Raw genomic sequence first — 22324 nt, 5'->3', positions numbered from 1 at the left:
GAGGATGGCGGCGCGTCACCGGCCCGGAGTGTCAAGGAGGCGCTCAACCTGTCCGGCATTGCGACAGCGCAGCAGCTGGTGCGGCGTCAGCGCGACGTCGAACTCCGCCCGGAGGCGCTTTGCCACCGTCTTGAGATGGGACGGCAGCAGGCCGATGCGGATGAAATCGGTGGCGTCGTCGATCTCCGGCATAGCTGTCTGTCCGAGAACGTTCAGATAGAGGTCGAGGATCTTGCGGCTGCGCAGATTGGCCGGCTGGTCGACCGTCGCCTTGGGCGGCTCGCGGCGTTCGGCAGCTGCCGCCAGCAATTCACGCGCCTTGCGACGATCGGGCTTGCCGTTGGCCGAGAGCGGCAGCGTGTCGATCTCGATGAAGCGGGTCGGCACATGCGAAGCCGGTAGCGAGCGCCGGGCATGGGCGCGCAGTTCGGCGGCATTCGGTCGTCCCACCTGCGCCGGCACGTAGACGACCCCGATCTCGGCCTCGCCGCGCTGCTCGACGCCGCAATCGACGACCAGCAGCTGCCGGATGTCGGGATGGGCGCCGAGCTCCGCCTCGATGTCCGGCAAGGAGACACGCACGCCGCGGACCTTGACGTAGCCGTCGACCCGGCTGGCGAAGAGGATGTTGCCGTCATGGCGATAGCGGCCGCGATCGCCGGTGCGGAAAGCGCGCACCGGCTCGCCGGCCTCGTCGGCCACGGTGATGAAATCGCTCTGGCTCAGCACGCCGTCCTGGAGATAGCCGAGCGCGACATTGACGCCCGCGGTGTGGATGCGGCCGACGACATCAGGCGGGCAATGCTCGCCGCACTCGTTCAGGATGAAGTAGCGATTGCCCGGCAGCGGCCTGCCATAGGGGATCTGCCCGGTGTCCTCAGGCGCAATCTCGTGCCAGATACTCCAGATCGTGGTCTCGGTCGGCCCGCCGAGCGAGATCAGGCGCAGCGCCGGATCGAGCCGGCGCAATTCGGCGATCACGCCCGGCTTGATGTAGTCGCCCCCCTGGGCGATCAGCCTGAGCGAGCACAGTTCATCGCCGCGCCGGCACGACAGCAGCATCTCCAGGATCGCCGGCACCGAGCACCAGAGCGTGACCTTGTGCTCGGCGACGAGCCGGTTCCAGGCGATCGCGTCCTTCTCTTCAGTTGGCGCCGGCTGGACCAGAGTCGCGCCCGCCGTCAGGCAGCCGAAGACGTCGAAGATCGACATGTCGTGATGCAGCGGCGTCACCGAGATGAAGACATCGCTCGCGGTCGCCTGCCAGTTCTCCAGGGTGCGGCCGATGACGTTCGAGGTCGCCCGGTTCGAGAGCACGACGCATTTCGGCCGGCCGGTGGTGCCGGAGGTGTAGAGGTAATAGGCGGGCTCATCGCTGGCCGAGAATGCGTCGAGCGCCGGGAGCAGCGCCAGTGGGTCGGCCGGCGGCTCGCCCGCCAGCAGGGCTTCGGGCGTTGCCGCCGCGTGCCCGTCAACCGGGTTCAGCGCCACGACCAACGCCGGCTGGCAATTGGCGAGGAGATAGTCCAGCCGCTCCGGCGGTGAGGCCGCGTCGATCGGCACCCAGATCGCGCCGGAGAGCGCGCAGGCGAGCGTGATCGCGGTGTGCTCGGGGCCGCGTGGCAGGCAGATCGCCACGACATCGCCCTTGCCGACGCCGCGTTGCCGCAGCGCCAGCACCGCCTTGCCGACGCTCGCGCCGAGCTCCTCATAGGAGATCTGGCGGGCGCCCGAGATCAGCGCGGTCCCGGCGCGATCGCCGGTGAAAAGATTGTCGGCGATGCGGCTCAGGAAGCGGCTGCAGGCGAAGTCGTCCTCCGAGCCGTTGAGCCGGTAGTGCCCGAGGTCGAGCATCTCGCCTCGCACGATCTCGAAGGCGCCGCGTGTGCAGATCGCGTTGATCTGCCGGTCGAGCGCGGCGAGGATATCGCGCACGATTCCGCGGTCGATCGCCTCGCGGGCGTGGTCGATGTCGATGACGAGATTGCCCTCGGCGTCATCCGAAAAGCGGACATCGACGGCGACCTGCGGCGTCTGGGTCAGGCCGTCATGGCGGCGGATGCGGGACTCTTTCGCCAGCTTCGGCCAGGACAGGCCGTTGGTGACGACCACCGGTAGGGCCGGCCCACCGGGGTGGGCGTTCATCAACAGCCGGCTGATCTGAACGCCGGATTGGGAGAGGTGCTCCAGCCCTTCGAGCACGTCGCTTTGCAGCGCCTGTGCGCGCTCGCGGAAGTTTGCTTGCCGCGCGTCCCAGTTGATGGCGATGAAGCTCGATCGGTTGGAAAGCTCCCCCGAGGCGGCCGGGGCGACGGGGATGCCGACGCAGAGGGCGCCTTCGATCAGCCAATGCGACAGCGTTTCGAGGATGACGGCGGTCACCGCCGTGTTGCGGAACAGGCGCTCCTTAGCGGCAAGCCGGCACAATGCTGCGAAGCGCGCGCGCGCGATCGTCAGGCTCTCGCGGTCATAGCGGGAGGCGGCGATGCTCTCCAGCGGCTTCATCCAGGGCAATTGCGGCGGCCCATCGACCGGCTGGAGCTTTCGAGCCCAGTAGGCGGCATCCTCGCGTCGCTTCACCTCATCGGCTGGTGGCGACAGTGCTGCGGCCGCGAGGACCGGCGCTTCGCCGCCGAGCAGTTCGACCAGGAGGGAGGCGATCGCGCGGCCGTCTAGGATCAAGGCATCGAAGCGGGCGAACAGGATGCAGGCCGCCTGCTCGGCGTCGCCGGGTTCCGGCTCGGGCAGGCGAAACGCCGTCACGTTCCAGGGCGCGCGCTGAAGATCGAACAGGCGGTGGGCGTAATCTTCGCGCAAGCCGTCGATCCAGCCCAGCGCCTCGGCGTGCGTCAGGCCGCGCAGGTCGATCTCATCGTAGTTGACGGTCGCCTCGGCCGAGACCTGCGACATCCGGCGCTCGGGATCGATATGCGTGCGCAGGCCGGTATGCCGCTCGACCAGAGCGAGAAGGCGCTGCGGCAGCGCCTTGAGATCGATCGCGCCGCGGTATTCGCGGAATTCCTGCATGGCGACGCCGCCCAGCGGCAGGTGCCGCTCGCGGCCGAGCAGATAGGCCTGCTGCAGGTCCGTCAGCGGCAACTCGTCCCGGCCGAAGGCTCCGCCTTGCGCGGCATCGGAAAAATCATCCCTCATGGGTCGTCTCCAGGAAGATTCGTGCGATCTCGTCCGAGGCGCCGGCGGATCTGGCGCGGACGAGACGGGCGAGGCTGCGAGGCGTCGCGGCCTCGTCGAAGTGTGGACGCGTCGGCACGCCGGTGGGGCAATAACGGTCGAGGAAACGGGCGATCTCAGCGCGAGCGCCGTTGGCGATCACCGTGTCGGCGTCGATTGGCTCGCCCGGAGCAAGCCGCTTCAGAAGGCTGATCAGCATGGTCTCGGTCGGAATGACCGCATCGTCATGCGCCCTAGGAGCGGCAGGCAGCCCGCACGCCGCATCGAGCGCCTCCGGCCGTGCCGCGACCTCTCGCAGCAGCGCGACATAGGCCTCGAAGGTTTTCCGGATCCAAGCCTCCGGCAGGGCGTCGAGACGGACGTCCCAATTCACCAGGATGCCGCCGTCGCAGGCCGCGACCTGCGCATCGATCGCCACCTGTGGCCCCTGCGAGATCACGCAGTTCATCGGGCCGAACACCCGCCCGACGATCTCGCTGAAGAGATCGCCGCCGGAAATGTCGAGGCCGGCGGTGAAGACCACCGGCGCGGCCTGCACCGAACCCAGCTGGCGCGATAGGTCGCGCATCACGCTGACTCCCGGATAGGCGTCGTGGGCGATCAGGTCGATCATCTCTTCGCCGACAGCGCGGCACAGTTCCGCCAGTGTCGGCGCGGCGGTCAGGTCGACGCCGAGGATCAGCACGTTCGAAAACTCGCCGACGATGTGTTCGACACCGGGAACCGCCGGTACGCGCCAAAAACTCGGCACGTTGAGACGGAAGCGCATCTCGCTAGTGGCTCGACCTAGTACGGCGGCGAAGAGACTGAGAGCCAGCATCGAAGGCGTCACCCGCAACGCGCGGGCGCGCTTTTCCAGCGCGCGGCGTTCTTCCGGCGACAAGCGGGCTGCCAGGCGCTCGCTCGTCGCCACTTCCGTCTGGGCTTGGGGGGCCGGCGGTAGCTCCGGCGCCGGAGCCAAATCCGCGAGACGAGAACGCCACCACTCCCTGCCGCGCTCGCGCTGCCTCGTCAGCTCGGCATCTGCAGAGATCTGGTCGAGCCAATCGAAGAAGCCGTGAGAGGCCGGTTCGCTCAGCTGATCCGGATGGTCGTAGAGCCGGGCAAGGTCCTCCATGACGAGCCGGAAGCTATTCGGGTCGACCGCGATCATGTCGGTGTCGACATGCAGCCGGCAGGCGCCGTCGGGCAGCAGGCTCAGGCCGAACGCCGCCGCCTCGCCTCGCGCAAGATCGAGCCAGCGATGAGTCCAGGCTCGGCGCTTGGTGAGGAGGCGCTCCTCCAGCGCGTCCGCCGACAGCTCCCGCATGTCCTCGACATCGAGCGGCAGTGCGGCAGGAGCGGAATCGAGATGCTGGCGGCCATCGGCGTCGACCCGCAGCTGCAGCATCGGATGAAGCCGGCAGAGCCTGCAAACCGCTTCGCGCAGCCTTTCAGGGTCGAGATCGCGACCATCGAACTCGCCATAAAGATGTGCTGCCACCCCGCCCAGCGGGGCGTGAGAATTGCGGCCAACCCAGTAGGCGGCCTGCATAAGTGTCAGTTCTCGTGAAATCATGATGTCAAATTCGAGTATTTATAATGAAGGATTGCAAGTCGATTTTGGTTGACATTGCTTCTTACGAAAGCAAGAAGCTGTCAATGCTCGATATCAGCATCACCCTGAAGCCTCTTTAGAACCAGAGTAACTTCAATGCTGGAAAATTTAGCCTTGCAACAGAATATAAATTTCAAGCTTGGTGCTTTATTTGCATCAAATGGGCGGGAATTGCTCTCGTCCGGAATTCATGAGTGGATTTCCGTCCCGGCTCGGGGCGGGCAGGATCGCGGGCAGGGCTTGCACGCGGCGGTTGAGGCTGCTTTCGGCCGGGCGCGCCGTGCGGGGCAGGACAATCCGATTCTGATCGGCGCCATTCCCTTCGACGTGCGGGAGGCGTCCTGCCTCTATGTCCCGGCCGCCTATGAATGGCGCGAGCAGGCCGCTCCGGAGGCTGCGCGCGAGCATTCGGTTGCGCCCGATCTGCTCGATCAACGCAGCCTTCCGAATGAGGACGGCTTCAAAAGGGCGGTCGAGCACGCCATCGTCAATTTCCGCCACAGCGACGTCCGCAAGGCGGTGCTGTCGGTGGTCCGCGAACTGCGCTTCGCCGACACGATGGATGTCGGCCGACTTCTCGCCGGCCTGCGCGCCCAAAACAGCCAAGGCTATCTTTTTAGAATCCCCCTGCCCGACGAGGGCGAGCTGGTCGGGGTCAGCCCGGAATTGCTCGTTCGCAAGCAGGGGGACCGGATCGTCTCCAACCCGCTCGCCGGCTCGGCGAAGCGCCAACGAGATCCGGAGGCCGACAGCGCAGCCGCCGCACTATTGGAGCGCTCCGCGAAGGACCAGTACGAGCACCAGCTGGTGGTCGAGAACATCCAGGCGATCCTCGCGCCCCATTGCACGAAACTCGACGTTCCCCGCCGGCCCTCGCTGATGAGCACGGCGGCGATGTGGCATCTCTCGACCCGGATCGAGGGCGTCCTGACGGATCCGGAGATGACCGCGCTCCAGCTCGCCTGCATCATTCATCCGACGCCGGCGGTCTGCGGTTTTCCGACCGAGAGCGCGCACAAGCTGATCCGCTATGTCGAGCCGTTCGAGCGCGGCTTGTTCACCGGCCTGGTCGGCTGGTGCGATGCCCAGGGCAATGGCGAGTGGGCGATCACGATCCGCTGCGGCATCGCCCGGCACGACACCCTGCGGCTCTTCGCCGGTGCCGGCATCGTCGAGGCTTCCAACCCGGCATCCGAGTGGGAAGAGGTGCAGGCCAAGCTCGGCACCATGCTCAGCGCCTGCGGCCTAGCCGCCTGACGCCGAAGGAGCGCAACATGACCATCGAATTCCAGCGCTGGCCGGCGGAGCTCGCCGCGCGCTATCGCGAGCGCGGCTACTGGCTCGACCAGCCCCTGACCCGCATCCTCGACACGCAGCGGCAAGAGCGCCCCGATGCCATCGCGGTGATCTGCGGCGACAGGCAGCTCAGTTATGCCGAGCTCGACCGCCGGGCATCCAACCTGGCGTCCCGGCTGAGCGAGGCCGGGCTTGGGCAGGGCGACACGGCCCTGGTGCAGCTGCCGAACTGCGCCGAGTTCTACATCGTCTTCTTCGCGCTGCTGAAGATCGGCGTCGCGCCGGTGAACGCGCTTTTCAGTCATCGCAAGCTGGAGATGACATCCTACGCCCAGCAGATCGAGCCGCGCCTCGTGATCGGGGCACGGGCGCACGAACTCTTCGCCGACGACAATTTCAGCGCGGAACTGCGGACGCTTTCGCCGCGCCTGTCGCTGGTGCTGCTGCTCGGCGGCAACCGCGCCTACAACGATCTCGAACGCTGGCTGGCGTCAGAGACCAGCGCTGCGCCGGTGGGTTTGCCATCGGCTGCCGACGAGGTCGCCTTCTTCCAACTCTCCGGCGGCAGTACCGGCACGCCGAAGCTGATCCCGCGCACGCACAACGATTATTATTATAGCGTGCGTGTGAGCGCGGAGATTTGCGCGCTCGGACCGCAGACGCGCTTTCTCTGCGCATTGCCGGCCGGGCACAATTTCCTGCTCTCTTCGCCAGGCGCGCTCGGCGTCTTCCATGCCGGCGGCTGTGTCGTGATGGCGGCGAGCCCCGAGCCGCTTTCATGCTTCGCGCTGATCGAAAAGCACCAGGTCGACATGGTGGCGCTCGTGCCGACAGCGGTGGCGCTCTGGCTGGAGGCGGCGGGGAAACAGAGGCCGGCACTCGGCTCGCTCAAGCTGATGCAGGTCGGCGGCGCGAGCTTCGCCGAGGCGCTGGCTCGGCGTGTACCGCAGGAGCTCGGCTGCTCGCTGCAGCAGGTCTTCGGCATGGCCGAGGGGCTGGTGAACTACACGCGCTTCGACGATGACGACGAGCTGGTCTTCACCACCCAGGGGCGGCCAATCAGCCCTGACGACGAGATCAAGATCGTCGACGAGGATGGCGACCCTGTCCCGGAGGGGATGAGCGGCGAACTGGCGACGCGCGGCCCTTACACGTTCCGTGGCTATTACCGAAGCCCTGAGCACAGTGCGAAGGTCTTCGACGCGGACGGGTTCTACTATTCCGGCGATGTCGTGCAGAAGGTCCGCGGCGGCCATCTGCGCGTGGTCGGCCGGGTCAAAGATCAGATCAACCGCGGCGGCGAGAAGGTCGCTTCCGAGGAGATCGAGAACCTCCTCCTGCGCCATCCCGAGGTGACGCATGCAGCACTCGTCGCCATGCAGGACATCCTGCTCGGCGAGAAGAGCTGTGCCTTCATCGTCGCTCGCGACGCCGGCCTGCGTGCGCCGACGCTGCGGCGGTACCTGATGGAGCTCGGCGTCGCCGAATACAAGCTTCCGGACCGTGTCCGCTTCATCGAGACGATGCCGCTCACCCCCGTTGGCAAGATCGACAAGAAGCGCCTGCGCGCCGAGCTCACCTGACCACCTCCATTTTACCTGAGAGTTCACATGGCCATTCCGCAGATCACCGATTACGCGATGCCGGAGCCCAGTTCCTTTCCGGCCAACCGCACGCAATGGCGGCCCGATCCCAAGCGCGCCGTCCTGCTGATCCACGACATGCAGCGCTATTTCCTGCGCTTCTACGACGCGAAGGGAGAGCTGCTGCCGCAATTGATCGCCAATCTCGTGCGCTTGCGCGATTGGGCCCGGGCCAATGGCGTGCCTGTCGTCTATACCGCGCAGCCGCATGAGCAGCCGGCCGGTGACCGCGCCTTGCTCAACGACATGTGGGGGCCGGGCCTCACCGTCGCCGCGCCGGACCTCCAGGAGGTCGTCGCCGAGCTGGCACCGGGTCCGGAGGACATCGTCCTGACCAAATGGCGCTACAGCGCCTTCAAGCGCTCGGATCTGCTGGAGCGCATGCGCGGCTGGGAGCGCGACCAGCTCGTGATCAGCGGGGTCTACGCCCATATCGGCTGCATGGTGACGGCGGTCGATGCCTTCATGAGCGATATCCAGCCCTTCCTGGTTGGGGATGCGGTCGCCGACTTCTCCGAGGCCGAGCACCGCATGGCGCTGCGCTATGTCGCAACGCGCTGCGGCGCACTGGTCGCGACCGACAGCCTGGCAGCCGCGGAAGTCCGCCAGCCGGCAACCCGCGAATGGCTACAGGCCCGCGTGCTCGAGTTGATCGAGGACGAGACCGAGCTCGATCCGGAGGAAAATCTGATCTTCTACGGGCTCGATTCGGTGCAGGTTATGGTGCTGGCGGGTGAACTGAAGGAGCGCGGCGTCACCGTCGGCTTCGACGATCTCGCCCGCGTGCCGACGCTGAACGCCTGGTGGGCGCTGATCGAGCAGCGTCGCCTGGCGGCCTGAAAGGCACCCGCGATGGACCAGCGCTTCAAGGGCCGGCGCGTGCTGGTCACCGGCGCGGCTGGAGGTATCGGCCGGCGCGTCGCCGAACGCTTTGTCGAGGAGGGCGCCGAGGTGATCGGCCTGGACCGGCAAGCGGGAGACGGTGAAACACCGTTCCGGGTACTCGCGGTCGATGTCGCCGATCCGGCGGCGATCAGGACGGTGAGCGACAGCCTGAAGGCGGAATTCGACCGTCTCGACATGCTGGTCAACGCCGCCGGCGTCCTGCGGCTCGGCGCGGCAGAAGCGTTGACACTGGAGGATTGGCGCGCCTGCATCGACGTCAATGCCGGCGGTCCCTTCCATCTGCTGCAGCAATGGATTCCAGTCTTCAAGCGCCAGCGTCGCGGCGCGATCGTCAATGTCGCCTCCAATGCCGCGCATGTGCCGCGCACCGGCATGACCGCCTATTGCGCCTCCAAGGCGGCGCTGGCGGCGCTGAGCCATTGCGTCGCGCTGGAGCTCGCTCCCTATGGCGTGCGCTGTAACGTCGTCTCGCCGGGCTCGACCGACACGCCGATGCTGGCCGGCATGCTGAACGACCCCGAAGGCAAGGACAGGCTCGTCGCCGGCCTGCCGGAGCAGTTCAAGCTCGGCATCCCGCTCGGCAAGATCGCGACGCCCGACGACATCGCCGATGTCGTGCTCTATCTCGCCTCGGACCAGGCCGGCCATGTGACGCTCCAGGACATCGTCGTGGACGGCGGCGCGACGCTCGGTGCGTGAGGGCCTCCCGCAGCGGATCAGCCCCTGGGACGACGAGCCCGTCGACTATCGCTGTGTCGCGATGCGTTTCTCCTGGCAAACCGGCCCCGCGGACCTCGATGTCGTGCTGCCGGAGCGCATCGCGCGCGCCGCGCCGCGGCGCAGGGCGGAATGGCTGGCGGGGCGAAGCTGCGCGAGCGAGGCGCTGCGGCTCCTGACGGGGCAGAGCTCCTACCCGGGGATGGCTCCGGATCGCTCGCCGGTCTGGCCGGAGGGCATTGTGGGCTCGATCTCGCACAGCGGCGACGTCGCGATCGCCCTTGCCATGACGGCGGGAGCAGGTCGTGGCGTCGGCGTCGATATCGAGAAGCTCTTGGACCAAGCCGAAGCCAGCGAGATCGCCCACGAGGCCATGACGCCTTGGGAGCGCCGCCGTTTCGCAAGTGAGGCCGATCCCTTCCCGGTAACGCTGGCGTTCTCGGCCAAGGAAAGCCTGTTCAAGGCCCTTTATCCGCTCCTGCGCCGCCCGATGTCCTTTCACAGCGCCGAGCTGGCGAGCTGGGACGCGCAGGGCCGGGCGCAGTTGCGCCTTGCCGAAGAGCTGTCGCCGGAATTCCCGGTCGGCCGCAAGATCGAGGTCCGCTTCTCGCAGCTTGGCGGCTTGCTGTTGACGCGCGTCCTGATCCTGGACTGACGAGCTGACGCCGGTGTCAGGCCGGAGCCTTTGCCTCTTTCGGCCCGTGACTGAATTCCAGGATGTGGAAGGGGGACGCGGTCGGCGTGACCGAAGCCGTGGCGAAGCCGTTTGCGGCCAGCAGCTGCGAGAACTCGCCCGCGCTGCGCTCGCGCCCGCCCATCAGCACCATCATCAACAGGTCCTGCGAGGTCTCGTTGGGTTTGGCACGGGCGGGATCGACCATGATGTCGACGATGACGAAGCGCTCATGCCGCTTGGTCGCGGCACTGGCGTTGGCCAGGATCCGGCCGGCGGCCGCGTCATCGAAGTCGTGCAGGATCCGGCTGAAGACATAGGTGTCTCCCCCGGGCGGAATCTCCTCGAAGAACGAACCGTGCTTCAGCGCGGCGCGCCCGGCCTGCATCAGCTCGACGAAGCGCGGATTGAGTGCCTCGGTGGCGCGCGGCAGTTCGAACAACACGCCGGTGGTGCCTGGATTGCGGCTGAGCATCTCGGCCAGGAGTGAGCCGTCTCCGCCGCCGACGTCGACGATCGTCTCGCCGGCCGAAAACTGGATGTGGCGTACCGCGATGCCGATCAGCGCCGTCGCGATCGCGCGCATCTGGATGTCGAAGCGCTGCTGGGCCGCCTCGTCCTGGCCGAGCCAAGTGAAGAACGGGCTGCCATGGGCGAGCTCGAAGGCCGGCGTGCCGACCTTGATCTGCTCGCCGAGCTGTTCCCAGGCTCGCCCATGCAGCGGATCGAGCTCGAACCGCACCCAGGGCACCAGTGAATGAGGATGGCCCGGGACGAGGGCGCGCGTCGCCGGCAAGGCGAGATAGCGTCCCGTATCGTCGCGGTCGATCACCTCCTCGTTGACGAGATGATCGAGCAGGCGCGCCAGCAGATCGGCCTTGCCACCGATGCGTTCGGCGAGATCGGCGGCGGTTTGCGGTGCCTCCTGCAGCAGGGCCGGAATGCCGAGCTCGACCGCGGTGCGGATGCAATGGGAGGTGCGATAGGCGGCGATCTGCTGCAGCAGCCGCAAGGGCGGACCCGGCGGCGGAGCGGCGGGCGACGTCTCGCTCATGAGATCATCCTTCACTGACGAAGCGGGGTCGACAGGCATGGCGGGGCGTAGTCGCGCCGCCATGCCGTGTAGGTCGGACGCAATCAGCGCTTTCGCTCAGAACGTGCCCTTGATGCCGGCGCCGAACATGCGCGGCTCGGTCATGCTCGCCTCGGTGCCGCCGATGCCGCGATTCTGCTGCATATAGGTCGGCGCGCGCTCGTCGAAGATGTTCTTCACGTAGCCGTATACCTGCAGATTGTCGGTGACCTGGTAGCTCGCCCGCAGATCGGCGATCGTATAGGGCTTGATCAGGAAAAGACGCGTATTGGCGACGTCGGAATAATAGCCGTCGGTGTGGCGGAGCTGGGCGGTGAGGTTGAACTTGCTGGTGACGTCCCAGCTCACGCCGAAGCTCACCATGTAGCCCGGCGACTTGGCGAACTCGTTGCCCTTGTAACCGGTATTCGCGGAGATCTTGTCGATCTCGGTGCGCAGCAGGCCGGCGCCGGCCTTGAGCGTCAGGTTGTCGAGGAGGCGGTAATCGGCGCTGACCTCGAGCCCGTAGGCATGGGCCTTCTCGGCATTGATCGCATAGGACTGGACCACGCCCGTCCTGAGGACGACCGGGATGAAGTACTGGGCGTTCTGGAAGTCGGTGTAGAACAGGTTGCCACTGACGTTCAGCCGGTTGTTGAGCAGGCTGGCGCGGGTGAACAGCTCATAGTTCCAGAGCGTCTCTTCCTTGAACGGCTGCCACTGGCCCGCCGTCAGGTTGAGCGAGACGCCGCCGGGATTATAGCCGCGATTGACCATGGCGCCGACGGTCCAGTCCGGCGTTACCGCATAGGCGATCGAGGCCTTCGGCAGCACGGCCTGGAAGGTCTTGTCAAAATCGACGCCCCGCGCTGCGAAGACCGTCCTGCCCTCGCGCTCGATCTGGTCCTGTTGGAAGCGCAGCGAGCCGGTGAAGGTCCAGCGGTCTGTCAGGCGATAGCTCATCTCGCCGAAGATGCCGAGATTGCGCTTGGTATCGTCGAAGGTCGACTGACCGGTGAGATAGAGGATCTCGTCCGTCTTGGTATGGGCGTAATAGATGCCGGCGACACCGCTGAGTACGTCGCTCTGCTCGCCATAGGTCAGCCGGAGCTCGTTCGAGATGTTCGTCTGGTTGATGTAGGCGTCGCCATTGCCGAGCAGGCCCGTCTTCCGGCTCACCGAGAGGTCGGTGTATTGGGTCTGGTTGAACAGCTTGAAGCGATTGCCGAAGTCGTAACTGAGGTCGAGGATGCCGGTGTTGCTGTTCTGCTTGAAGCTCGGCATCGTCGTGGTGATGTGCTTCAGCCGGTCGAACGGGGCCGACGCTGCCTCCTGGCTCGGCCGGTTACTCTCATTGCGCGAATAGGTCAGCTTCGCCTCGAAGCCCGGCAGCTCGGTCGGGCGCCAGAGCAGCTTGGCGCGCAGGTTCAGGTTCCTGAAATCCTGGTCGGCATAGCGCCGCTGGAAGTTCGGGCTGATGTAGTCGATGAAAGTGTCGCGGCCGGAGTAGTCGAGCGTGATGCGCCCGGCGAGCTGGTCCTTGATGATCGGCCCGGACAGCATCAGCGCCGCGCGCCGTGTCGAATAGCTGCCGAACTCTGTCAGGAAGCCGGCTTCCGGCGTGAAGCTCGGGTCCTTGGTGTTGACGATGATAGCGCCGGCGATGGCGTTGGCGCCTTGCGAGGTCGTCTGCGGCCCGCGGAAGACCTCGATGCTCTTGACGTCCCAAGGCGAGGTCGCGCCGAAATAGAACTCGTTGTAGCTGAGATAGTGGCCGTCGACATTGATCGTGGCGCGCGGCACCGTGCCGCCCCAGAACGAGTTCTGGCCGGTGAGCGGGCCTTGCGTGTCCTGGCCGCGGATGATCGGCGCACTGACCGTGTCGGTGTAGGTCACGTTGGGTGTGCCGACGAGAATCTCGGACACGGTCGCGTTTCCGGTGTTCTCGCGGGCGATGTCCTTGTCGGTTTTCACCGAGACCGATGAGGCGGTGTTCTTGAGGTCGCGCTCGACCTTCTCGCCGGTGACCATGATCGTGTCGAGATCGATCGTCGTTCCCGCGGCTGGTGCCGGGTTGCTTTGCGCGAAGGCCGGTGCGGCCGCCGCGATCGCCATGAGCGAGACGAGGCTGACACTGCGCAGCAGGACAAGCTTGGACGACATGATGTTCCCCACAACTCGATCGAGTCTCGCTGGCTGGGGACGGGGCCGTGGCTCGCGAGGTCATACTGAATCATCCTACAGTGCGGGATGCGTTCCGCATGTCAACATGAGCCGAGGCCAAGCTGCCGTATTGCCTCAAATTGTGCTTTTCCGGTCGCAGTTGTCGCGTCCGACCTGGCGGAACGTTTGGAAACACTCGAATGAGAGCGCTGCTTGTCCCCATGAGGCTCCGGGTGTCACAAAGCGCGCACCGGCATCTGCCGCGCTCTCCTGCCGCGATTCGCATCATGACCAGCCTTAGCCCCACCAAACGCTCGGCGACGATCCAGTCGGTCTCGATCGCCGCCCGCTTCCTCGATATCCTGGCCAAGGCGGATGGGCCGCTGGTGCTGGGCGAGATCGCCCGGCGGGCTCGCACCGGCTCGTCCACCGCCCATCGCTACATGCAGAGCCTGGTGCGGGAGGGGCTGGCGGCGCAGGACGACGTCACCGGCTATTACGATCTCGGTCCTATGGCTTTGAGCATCGGGATCCGGGCGCTGCGGCGTATCGATGCCGTCGAGGTCGCGGCGCGCGCGATGAAGGGACTTGCTTCGCGCATTGCCGCCAGCTGCGGCGTCGCGATCTGGACCGAGCGCGGCCCGACCATCGTGCGCTGGTATCGCAACACCGATTTCGCGCTCAGCACGGTAACGCTGGGCGATGTCCTGCCGCTCGACAACACCGCTTGCGGCTTCGTCTTCCAGGCGCATCTGCCGAAGGAGGCGATCGCGGCCGCGCGCAAGCTGCAGCCGGCCTCCTTTCGCGGCAGCCGCCCGCCGGCCGAAATGCTCGACACGGTCAGGCGAGACGGGGGCGCGGAGCTGAACGAGCACCTGTTCTCGTTGCTGACCGGCAAGGCTGCGCCGGTCTTCAATGCGCTGGGCGAGATCGCCTGCGTCGTCACCACCGTCTCGTTCGTCAAGACGGCCGAGGCGGAAGGACATCGCGCCGCGCTGTTCGCAGCGGCGGGGGCGGCGACGCGGGACTCGGGCGGCGGCTGAGCGCGCTATCGCTCGTCGCCGAGGCGCAGATGCTCGCGCAGTGTCGAGCCCTCATAGTCGCTGCGGAACAGGCCCCTTCGCGCCAGCGCCGGCACCAGCTCTTCCAGGAACAGCTGCAACGATCGCATTGAGCCGCCCGGGATCGCGATGAAGCCGTCCAGCGCCCCGGCCTCATGCCAGTCGACGATCTCGGCGAGGACGTCGTCAACGGTTCCAACTGAAACCCAATGCGCCGAGCCGACGACTTCAGGGCGCGCCAGCACCTCCGCCACGGTCGGATGGTTTGCTTCGACGAAGCGCCGCAGCAGGTCGGCATGGGTGCGGCTACGCACCGGCGTGTCGGTCGGTGGCAGCATCTCCGCGGTCACCCGGGCCTCGGGTGCGAGATCGCCGAGATCGAGTCCGAGGACTGATTTCACCGATTTGCGGCGTTGCTCCGGCGTGAGATGGGCATGAGCGCGCTCATGCAGCGCCCAAGCCTCCTCGCGCGTCTCGGCAAGGAAGAAGTGGAGCCCCGGCAGCACGCGCACCGAATCCGGGCTGCGGCCATGCCCCTGCGCACGGCGGCGCAGATCGCCGCGCAGATCGATGCCGGCCTCCCGATCGGGCGTGGCGGCGAAGGTGGCGTCGGCGATCGAGGCGGAAAAATCGCGCCCGATATTGGAGGCGCCGGCCTGGAACAGCGATGGCGGCCCGGCTGGGTGGCCCGGCACGTTGAGCGGCCCCGCCACGCTGAAGAATTCGCCGCGGTGGTCGATCGCGGCGCTTGGTGCCGCGCCTGTCAGCGCCGCGTGCGGATAGCTCTGCCAGAGCCGGCGCATGACGTCGGTGAACTCGGCGGCCTTGCGGTAGCGGATCTCGGGCGGCGGCATGGGCGCGTCGCCAAAATTCTCGGCGCCCTCGATCGAGGTGACGATGTTGAGGCCGGCGCGACCCTTGCTGACCCAGTGCAGCGACTGAATCTGGCGCGCCACCACGAAGGGCGGGTTGAAGCTGGTCGAGATAGTGGTGACGAGTCCGATCTTCTCGGTCTCTCTCGCGATCGCTGTTATGAGAAGCGTCGGATCGAGGCTGACGAGGCCGCCGCCGATACCCGGATACATGCGGAGATAGTCGGGCTTGAAGACGAAATCGAGCTTCGCCCGTTCCGCCATCCGGGTCAGCGCGAGATTGAACTCCACGGGATCGCCGCCCGATCGGGATTCAGGATCGTCCGCCGCTCTGCCCTTCAGCCAGGTCGGGGTGAGGCTCAACCCGATGTGAAGCTGCCGGGTCTCAGCCATGGCTGCGGCCCTTGGGCACGATCAGCGGGGTCCCCGAAACGGGATCAGCAATGACGATGCAGGGCAGGCCAAAAACCTGCTCGACCAGCTTGGCCGTGACGATCCTGGCCGGGCTGCCCTCGGCGATGATCGCGCCGTCCTTCATCGCGACAAGATGGGAGGCGTAGCGGCAGGCCTGGTTGAGGTCGTGCAGCACCGCGACGATGGTGCGGCCTTGCGCGTTGAGCTCGGCGAGCAGGTCGAGCAGCTCGATCTGATGGGCGATGTCGAGAAAGGTCGTCGGTTCGTCGAGCAGCAGGATCGGCGTTTCCTGCGCCAGCACCATCGCGATCCAGACCCGCTGGCGCTGGCCGCCGGAGAGCTCGTCGACCGGGCGCGTCGCCAGCGCATCGACGCGCGTCGCCTCCATCGCGGCGGCGACCGCCGCTTCATCCGCCTTCGACCATTGCCGCAGGAAGGACTGATGCGGATAGCGGCCGCGGGCGACGAGGTCGGCGACGCTGATGCCGTCTGGAGCGATCGCGCTCTGCGGCAGGAGGCCGAGGCGCCGCGCGACCTCCTTGGCCGGCCGCTCGCCGATCTGCCGTCCGTCGAGGATCACCTGGCCGGCGGTCGGCGTAAGCAAGCGCGACAGGGCCCGCAGCAGAGTGGACTTGCCGCAGGCATTGGGTCCGACGATCACGGTGAACGAGCCGTCGGCGATCGCGACCGAGAGGCCGGTCGAGATCGTGCGTGCCTCGTAGCGGAGCGTCAGCGCATCGGCGTGGAGGCGGGAATCAGCTCGCGAAGTACTTTTCAATTCTTCCAATCTACAGTCGATGTCGTCGAGCTCGTGGCTTTCGACGGCATCCCTTTCGGCTCTAGTTGTGGTAAAGCAGTCACCGCTAGCGGCTTTACGTTCGATAACTGACTCCCTGTCCTGCGTCCATATTGCATGGCGGGATACGATCCGTCATGAGGAATGGTGCGCGCTCCGGCGCGTAGCGCGTGGCGGAGCCAGGCTCCCGGCTCCTGGCCCGCAGGACAACACCGGCCAGATAGATCGACGATGCCCTTCATCAAGCTCTTCATCGCCATCATCACCCTCGCGGCTGCCCTGAGCGGAAACGGTCAGCCCGCCTGGAGCCAGGAGGCCGGCTGGCCTCGCACCATCAGGCATGCCGCCGGCGAGCTGACGCTTGCCAGGAAGCCGTTGCGCATCGTCTCGACCACGCCGAGCGTCACCGGCATCCTCCTCGCGATCGAGGCGCCTTTGCTCGCGAGCACGGCGACGACGCCGAGCCCGCTCACCGACGCCAAGGGCTTCTTCTCGCAATGGGCCGGGGATGCCGACCGGCGCGGCGTCAAGGTGCTCTATCCCAATCTGAAGTTCGACATCGAGGCTGTGCTCGGCTGGAAGCCCGATCTCGTGATCGCCTCGACCACCGGTGCCGACAGCATCCTCCAGCATCGGGCCGAGCTCGAGGCGCTCGGCCTCCCGACACTCGTGGTCGACTATTCCAACCGGAGCTGGCAGGAACTCGCAACCGAACTCGGCAAGGCCACTGGCCTGGAGCCGGAAGCTGCCGCCGCAATCGGCCGTTTCGATGCCGATCTCGCCGCAGCAGCCGGCACGATCGCCGCGAAGGGTACGAAGGTCAGTATCGTCGGCTACAACATCGCCGGGAGCTATTCGGTGGCGCGCCTGACGAGCCCGGTCTCCAAACTGGCCTCAGGGCTGGGCTTCGAGGTCGTCGGCCTGCCGGCGGAGCTGAAGCCGAATTCGGCGCGCCCATCCGACTTCGAGTTCTTCTCGCGCGAGAACCTTTCGGCCGCGATCGCGGCCGACACCGTCTTCCTATTGCGGGCCACAAAAAAGGATGTCGAAGCCTTCCTGGCCGAACCGGTGCTGGCCAACCATCCCGCTGTGCTCGGCAAGCGGGTTTACCCGCTCGGGCTGACCTCCTTCCGCATCGACCCCTATTCCGGACGCCAGATTCTCGAGCAGTTGCGCGAGAGCTTCGCCAAGCCATGAGGCAAGTTCGGCGCCGGCGCTGGCTCGCCGTCGGCCTGGCGGCGCTCGCTGTACTGGCGCTCGCCAGCCTGGTCATCGGTTCGCGGTCGATCCCGCTGGCGGTCATGATCGATGCGCTGCGGGCCTATGATCCGCGCAACGATCTGCATCTGGTGATCTGGGAATTGCGCGTTCCGCGCCTGATAACGGCCGTTCTCGCCGGTGCGGCGCTGGGCCTCGCCGGGGCGATCATGCAGGCTGTCACACGCAACGCCCTGGCCGAGCCGGGCCTGCTCGGCATCAATGCCGGTGCAGCAGTCGCCGTCGTCCTCGCGGTGACGCTTCTCGGCCTGACGCGCCCGGCGCACTATGTCTGGCTCGCCATCCTTGGCGCCGGGCTCGCCGGCGCCGCCGTGTTCCTGCTCGGGCGGGCGCATGAGACCGGAACCAATCCCGTCCGGCTCGTGCTCGCGGGGGCGGGCCTCTCGGTCGTGCTCGGCGCGATAACCGGCATTGTCATCCTCAACGCGCCGCCGACCGCCTTCGACGATTTCCGGCACTGGGCCGCCGGTTCGGTGGAGAGCGCGAGCTTCGAAGCCGTCGCAGTGTTGGCCGTCATGGTCGCGGCAGGTCTCGTCGTCGCCCTGACGATCGTCGGCGGTCTCAACGTACTGGCGCTGGGCCAGGAGCTCGGCCAGGCGGTTGGCGCCGCGCCGCGCACGATCTGGCTCTTCGCATGCCTAGCGGTGATGCTGCTGGCGGGAGCTGCTACCGCCGCAGCCGGGCCGATCGGCTTCGTCGGCTTGATCGCGCCGCATCTGGCGCGAGCCGTTGCCGGCCCGGACCATCGCTGGATCCTGCCTTGCTCGGCGCTCTTCGCGGCGATCCTGTTGCTTGGTGCTGACTTGGTCGGGCGTGTGGTCGCCGCCCCCTCGGAGGTTGCGGCCGGAATTGTCGTCGCTTTGATCGGCGGTCCCTTCTTTATCATGGCGGTCCGCCGCTTCCGGGTGAGCCGGCCATGAGCATGCCCGTGGTGCTCCGGATCGGCCCTTTCTCCCTGCTCTGGCGTCCGCGGACCGCGCTGGTCTGCGTCGTGCTCGCCGGTATCGGCCTCGCGCTCGTCGTCGTCCTGCTCGGTACAGGCACGCTCGCCTTCACGCCGGCGGAAGTCGTCGCTGCCCTGTTCGGAGGGGGCGAGAACCAGATGGCCGAGCGCGTGGTCTGGGGCTTGCGGGTGCCGCGCGTCGTCACCGCGGCTTGCGTCGGGGCGGCGCTCGGCATGGCGGGCGCGATCTTCCAGTCGATCTCGCGCAATCCCCTGGGTTCGCCCGATATCATCGGCTTCACTACCGGTGCGGCGACCGGTGCGATCGTGCAGATCATCCTGTTCGGCGCCGGCCCCTTCGCCGTCTCGCTGGCCGCTGTGCTGTCTGGAATAGGGACGGCGGCACTCGTCTTCCTGCTTGCGTTGAAGGGGCGTGTCACCGGGGGTTATCGGCTAGTGCTGGTCGGGATCGGCGTCGGCGCGACCCTTTCGGGTGTCAACACGGTGCTGCTGGTGGCGAGCGATCTCGATCGTTCGGTCTCCGCCCAGCTCTGGCTGGCGGGTTCGCTCACCGCACGCAGCTGGTCGCATGCCGTGCCGGCTGCGCTTAGCCTCGTGCTGATCGTGCCGATTGCGCTCCTGTACGCCCGGCGCCTCGCCTTGCTCGAAATGGGCGACGACGCCGCCAGCCAGCTCGGCGTTGCCGTCGAGCGCACGCGGCTCGCCATGGTGATGACGGCCGTCGGCCTGACCGCGATGGCGACCGCAGCAGCCGGGCCGATCGCCTTCATCGCCCTGGCGGGGCCGCAACTCGCCAGGCGCCTCTGCCGCTCGCCCGACGTACCGCTGCTGCCCGGGGCGGCGATGGGCGCGGTCCTGCTGCTGGCGGCGGATCTGATCAGCCAGCGCTTTCCGTCCGGCCTCAACCTGCCGATCGGACTGACGACCGGGTTGCTCGGCGGTATCTATCTCCTCTGGCGCCTCACCCGCGACGAGAAAGTATGAACGAGGCGACGCATATTTGCCCCGCTTCATCCGCGGGGTTGCTCCAGATGGCGCAGATAGGCGCAAAACATGTCGGCAAGCGCGTCGGAATTGGCCTGGATTTCGGCATCGGTCCGCGCAGTTTCCGAGAACTCCTTGCCAACGGCGCTAAGCGTCATGGTGATGAGATTTTTAGCCAGGGCGCGTTCACCGGTCGAAGCAGCTGGCAGCGCCGCCGCCATGAACGTCTCGAAAAGCCGGCTGCCGGCCGCGCGCGCCTCCCGCGCCTCGGGAGTGTCGCGGTATAGAGGCGCCGCATCGTTGAGTGCGATACGCACCGCAGCCTCGTCGCATTCGGACCGGATGAAGGCATGGACCAGCGTCCGCAGGCGGGCGAGCGGCGGCTTGGTGGCATCGCCGAGGATGCCGGTCAGCATCGCGTTGGTCTGCCGCCATTCATCGCTCTGCAGCCGGAACAGGATGGCCGCCTTGTTCGGGAAATACTGATACAGCGAGCCGACGCTGACGCCGGCCTTCTCGGCCACTCGTGCCGTGGTGAAACGCTGCGCGCCCTCCTGCGCCAAAACCTGAACAGCCGCTTCCAGAATGGCCGAGACCAACTCCGCCGAACGGGCCTGTTTCGGCGCTTTTCGTGAGGAAATCCGGGAGGTTGGCTGATCAGCCATGGCGCGCTCCGCCAATGCGAATAGGAAACGCGATGAATTATTCGTATTTTTTGGCTCCGAGACAAGAACCCGATCGGAGCAATTCCTATGACGACCCTGACAGCGGCGCCGCTGGCGCCCCTCCTGGACCAGCTGTTCGAGCTGGCGAACGCAACCCCCAGTCCTGCGCTGGTGGGCTTCTCGCGTGAGGAGCGCGAGCGCCTCATGCGCAGCAAGACCGAATATCTCGACCTCTATGGTCGCCTGAAGGATCTCTGGCTTCCGGTTTCGCGAGAGACGGGCCTGCTGCTCTACATGCTGGCGCGCAGCAGCCGGGCGAGGGCGATCGTCGAGTTCGGCACCTCCTTCGGCATCTCGACCCTGCATCTCGCCGCCGCCTTGCGTGACAATGGCGGGGGACAGTTGATCACCACCGAGTTCGAGCCCGCGAAGGTGGCGCGGGCTCGCGAGCACCTGAACGCCGGCGGTCTCGCCGACCTCGTCGAGATCAGGCAGGGCGATGCGCTGAAGACGCTCAGGGCCGATCTCCCCGGACAGGTCGATCTGTTGCTGCTCGACGGCGCCAAATCGCTCTATCCCGACATCCTCGACCTGGTGGAGGGCAGTCTCCGTCCCGGCTCGTTCGTCATCGCGGACAATGCCGACGACTCCCCGGAATACCTCCAGCGGGTGCGCGCGCCCGGCAGCGGCTACCTGTCCGTCCCCTTCGCCGAGGACGTCGAATTGTCGATGCGCCTCGGCTGACCGGCGCCGCCTAGGGGGTCGGTTGATCGATCATCAAAAGGCCGATCGCCGCCGTCCAGGAGAACTGTCCTCCGCCCAGTCCTTCTCCGGAAGTCGGATCGAAATATTCGGCGATGCCGCCATCCCGCATCAGGGTCTGCGTCGCCACATGAATCCGGCTGGCGAGAGCCCCATGTCCGTAGCGCTCGAAGCCCTCGGCGATCATGAAGTTCACCACCGCCCAGATCGGTCCGCGCCAGTAGCGCTTCGGCTCGAAGCGGGGATCGAGCGGCGAGGTGCTCGGCACCGGATAGGGCACCCTGGCGAGCCAGCTTTCGAGCTCCTCGGCGAGTGCGGCGGCCTGCTCGGCCGAGGGGATACCTGCGAACAGCGGCAGCAGGCCGGCTGATGTCGAGGCGCTGACCGCCGTGCCCGTGCCGAGGTCGAGTGCCTGGTAAATCCGCCGATCCTGGTTCCAGAGCACGGCGAAGGCCGCGGCCCGGCGCGCCATCCGCGCCTCGATCCGGCTGCGTTCTGCGTCGCTGCCGAACTTCTCGGCCAGCACCAGCAAATCCTCTTCCGCCTTGTGCAGGATGGCATTGGTCGCGACGTCGACGAGCTTGAAGGGCGAAGCCTGCCACATCGCTGCGGGTTCCCAGCCGAGCTCGGCATAGAGGTCGACCAGTGCGATGAAGCGGCGATAGTCCTCATCACGCGGACGCATCTCGGCGCCGATATGGGAGGTGTCGCGGCGCCGGATCGGCGTCGTCGGCTGAAGCGTCAGGCGCGCCATGGCCTCGTCCCAGGCCGGGCTGTTGTCCATGCCCGATTCCCAGGGATGCAGAATGGCGACGAGGCCGGTCCCTTCCGGATCGCGGGCCTTCTCCCACCAGTCATGCGAGGCGAGCGCGCAGCGATAGAGCCGGGCGGCTCGTGCCTGTGCGTCAGGGCCCCGTGCGATCTCGAAGACGCGGCGCAGCGCCGTGGCGAAGACCGGCGGCTGGGTGATGCCCGAAGTCGGGATGGCATGGCGGGTGCGCCAGACGTCCGGCCCCGGGAAATAGTCGTCGCTCGGCGCATGGAAGACGATATGCGGCACCATGCCGTCATCCCATTGGCCCTCGACCAGCCGCTCCAGCTCGCGCCAGGCGCGCTCCTTGTCGAAGGTCGCCCAGCCCATCGCGACGAAGGCCGAATCCCAGTTCCACTGGAACGGGTAGAGCCGGTCGGTCGGAACCGTGTAGCCGCCGCGGTCATTGGCACGCAGGATGGCGCGGGCCGCTTCGATATCGATCGTCATCGTCTCAA

18 protein-coding genes are annotated in these 22324 nt (G+C 66.7%); 10 read left to right on the top strand and 8 right to left on the bottom strand.

The genetic code is table 11. The features are described 5' to 3' along the window. Nucleotides 1–15: 15 nt before the first annotated feature. Nucleotides 16–3153, bottom strand: a complete 3138-nt coding sequence (locus BLM15_RS10925) for an amino acid adenylation domain-containing protein (RefSeq protein ID WP_126112775.1) — start codon at nucleotides 3151–3153, stop codon at nucleotides 16–18. Continuing rightward, nucleotides 3143–4726 (bottom strand): condensation domain-containing protein, encoded by a 1584-nt coding sequence (locus BLM15_RS10920; protein ID WP_164547476.1) that lies wholly within the window; start codon nucleotides 4724–4726, stop codon nucleotides 3143–3145. Before BLM15_RS10920 ends, BLM15_RS10925 begins: the two co-directional genes overlap by 11 nt. Nucleotides 4727–4885: 159 nt before the next feature. Here BLM15_RS10920 and BLM15_RS10915 point away from each other — a divergent pair, with 159 nt between their 5' ends. The 5 genes from BLM15_RS10915 to BLM15_RS10895 are packed head-to-tail and all read left to right on the top strand — an operon-like array spanning nucleotide 4886 to nucleotide 10006. Continuing rightward, complete coding sequence (locus tag BLM15_RS10915; RefSeq protein ID WP_126112773.1) at nucleotides 4886–6046, top strand: isochorismate synthase; 1161 nt, start codon at nucleotides 4886–4888, stop codon at nucleotides 6044–6046. Between the two features lie 17 nt (nucleotides 6047–6063). Then, nucleotides 6064–7668 carry a (2,3-dihydroxybenzoyl)adenylate synthase gene (locus BLM15_RS10910; protein ID WP_126112772.1) on the top strand — a complete coding sequence of 535 codons (1605 nt, stop codon included), beginning with the start codon at nucleotides 6064–6066 and terminating at the stop codon, nucleotides 7666–7668. 27 nt (nucleotides 7669–7695) lie between these two features. Next, a complete protein-coding gene (locus BLM15_RS10905) occupies nucleotides 7696–8568 on the top strand; it encodes an isochorismatase (protein ID WP_126112771.1) in 873 nt (290 codons plus the stop codon). A 12-nt stretch (nucleotides 8569–8580) separates the two neighbouring features. After that, on the top strand, nucleotides 8581–9333 hold the full coding sequence (gene dhbA, locus BLM15_RS10900) for a 2,3-dihydro-2,3-dihydroxybenzoate dehydrogenase (protein WP_126112770.1): 753 nt from the start codon (nucleotides 8581–8583) through the stop codon (nucleotides 9331–9333). Next, nucleotides 9326–10006, top strand: a complete 681-nt coding sequence (locus BLM15_RS10895) for a 4'-phosphopantetheinyl transferase family protein (protein WP_126112769.1) — start codon at nucleotides 9326–9328, stop codon at nucleotides 10004–10006. The genes dhbA and BLM15_RS10895 overlap by 8 nt, the downstream gene beginning before the upstream one ends. A 16-nt stretch (nucleotides 10007–10022) precedes the next feature. Here BLM15_RS10895 and BLM15_RS10890 read toward each other — a convergent pair whose 3' ends face one another. Both BLM15_RS10890 and BLM15_RS10885 read right to left on the bottom strand, forming a co-directional pair. Next, nucleotides 10023–11078, bottom strand: coding sequence for a methyltransferase (locus tag BLM15_RS10890; protein ID WP_164547475.1), 1056 nt, complete (start codon nucleotides 11076–11078; stop codon nucleotides 10023–10025). A 96-nt stretch (nucleotides 11079–11174) separates the two neighbouring features. After that, a complete protein-coding gene (locus BLM15_RS10885) occupies nucleotides 11175–13259 on the bottom strand; it encodes a TonB-dependent receptor (RefSeq protein WP_126112767.1) in 2085 nt (694 codons plus the stop codon). A gap of 287 nt (nucleotides 13260–13546) precedes the next feature. On the opposite strand from BLM15_RS10885, the gene BLM15_RS10880 reads away from it, so the two are divergent. Then, nucleotides 13547–14302: an IclR family transcriptional regulator gene (locus BLM15_RS10880; protein WP_126112766.1), complete on the top strand. Its 756-nt coding sequence runs from the start codon at nucleotides 13547–13549 to the stop codon at nucleotides 14300–14302. Between the two features lie 5 nt (nucleotides 14303–14307). On the opposite strand, the gene BLM15_RS10875 is transcribed toward BLM15_RS10880, so the two are convergent. Together BLM15_RS10875 and BLM15_RS10870 are read right to left on the bottom strand one after the other, a co-directional pair. Continuing rightward, nucleotides 14308–15585: an NtaA/DmoA family FMN-dependent monooxygenase gene (locus BLM15_RS10875; RefSeq protein WP_126112765.1), complete on the bottom strand. Its 1278-nt coding sequence runs from the start codon at nucleotides 15583–15585 to the stop codon at nucleotides 14308–14310. After that, nucleotides 15578–16384, bottom strand: coding sequence for an ABC transporter ATP-binding protein (locus BLM15_RS10870; protein ID WP_126112764.1), 807 nt, complete (start codon nucleotides 16382–16384; stop codon nucleotides 15578–15580). The genes BLM15_RS10875 and BLM15_RS10870 overlap by 8 nt, the downstream gene beginning before the upstream one ends. A 249-nt stretch (nucleotides 16385–16633) precedes the next feature. On the opposite strand from BLM15_RS10870, the gene fepB reads away from it, so the two are divergent. Genes fepB through BLM15_RS10855 form a run of 3 tightly spaced genes read left to right on the top strand, consistent with a single transcriptional unit; the run spans nucleotide 16634 to nucleotide 19628 of the window. Beyond that, nucleotides 16634–17599 carry a Fe2+-enterobactin ABC transporter substrate-binding protein gene (fepB, locus tag BLM15_RS10865; RefSeq protein ID WP_126112763.1) on the top strand — a complete coding sequence of 322 codons (966 nt, stop codon included), beginning with the start codon at nucleotides 16634–16636 and terminating at the stop codon, nucleotides 17597–17599. Then, a complete protein-coding gene (locus tag BLM15_RS10860) occupies nucleotides 17596–18600 on the top strand; it encodes a FecCD family ABC transporter permease (protein ID WP_126112762.1) in 1005 nt (334 codons plus the stop codon). The genes fepB and BLM15_RS10860 overlap by 4 nt, the downstream gene beginning before the upstream one ends. Next, on the top strand, nucleotides 18597–19628 hold the full coding sequence (locus BLM15_RS10855; RefSeq protein WP_126112761.1) for a FecCD family ABC transporter permease: 1032 nt from the start codon (nucleotides 18597–18599) through the stop codon (nucleotides 19626–19628). The genes BLM15_RS10860 and BLM15_RS10855 overlap by 4 nt, the downstream gene beginning before the upstream one ends. Before the next feature lie 26 nt (nucleotides 19629–19654). Here BLM15_RS10855 and BLM15_RS10850 read toward each other — a convergent pair whose 3' ends face one another. Beyond that, entirely contained in the window at nucleotides 19655–20293 is a 639-nt protein-coding gene (locus tag BLM15_RS10850; protein WP_126116137.1) for a TetR/AcrR family transcriptional regulator, read from the bottom strand. A gap of 87 nt (nucleotides 20294–20380) precedes the next feature. Between BLM15_RS10850 and BLM15_RS10845 the strand changes: the two genes are divergently transcribed. Continuing rightward, nucleotides 20381–21037, top strand: a complete 657-nt coding sequence (locus BLM15_RS10845) for an O-methyltransferase (protein WP_126112760.1) — start codon at nucleotides 20381–20383, stop codon at nucleotides 21035–21037. A gap of 10 nt (nucleotides 21038–21047) precedes the next feature. Here BLM15_RS10845 and BLM15_RS10840 read toward each other — a convergent pair whose 3' ends face one another. Then, nucleotides 21048–22316 (bottom strand): MGH1-like glycoside hydrolase domain-containing protein, encoded by a 1269-nt coding sequence (locus BLM15_RS10840; protein ID WP_126112759.1) that lies wholly within the window; start codon nucleotides 22314–22316, stop codon nucleotides 21048–21050. Nucleotides 22317–22324 lie beyond the last annotated feature (8 nt).

The sequence above is a fragment of the Bosea sp. Tri-49 genome (assembly GCF_003952665.1).
Lineage (GTDB): Bacteria > Pseudomonadota > Alphaproteobacteria > Rhizobiales > Beijerinckiaceae > Allobosea.
This window is presented reverse-complemented; position numbering and strand designations above follow the sequence as displayed.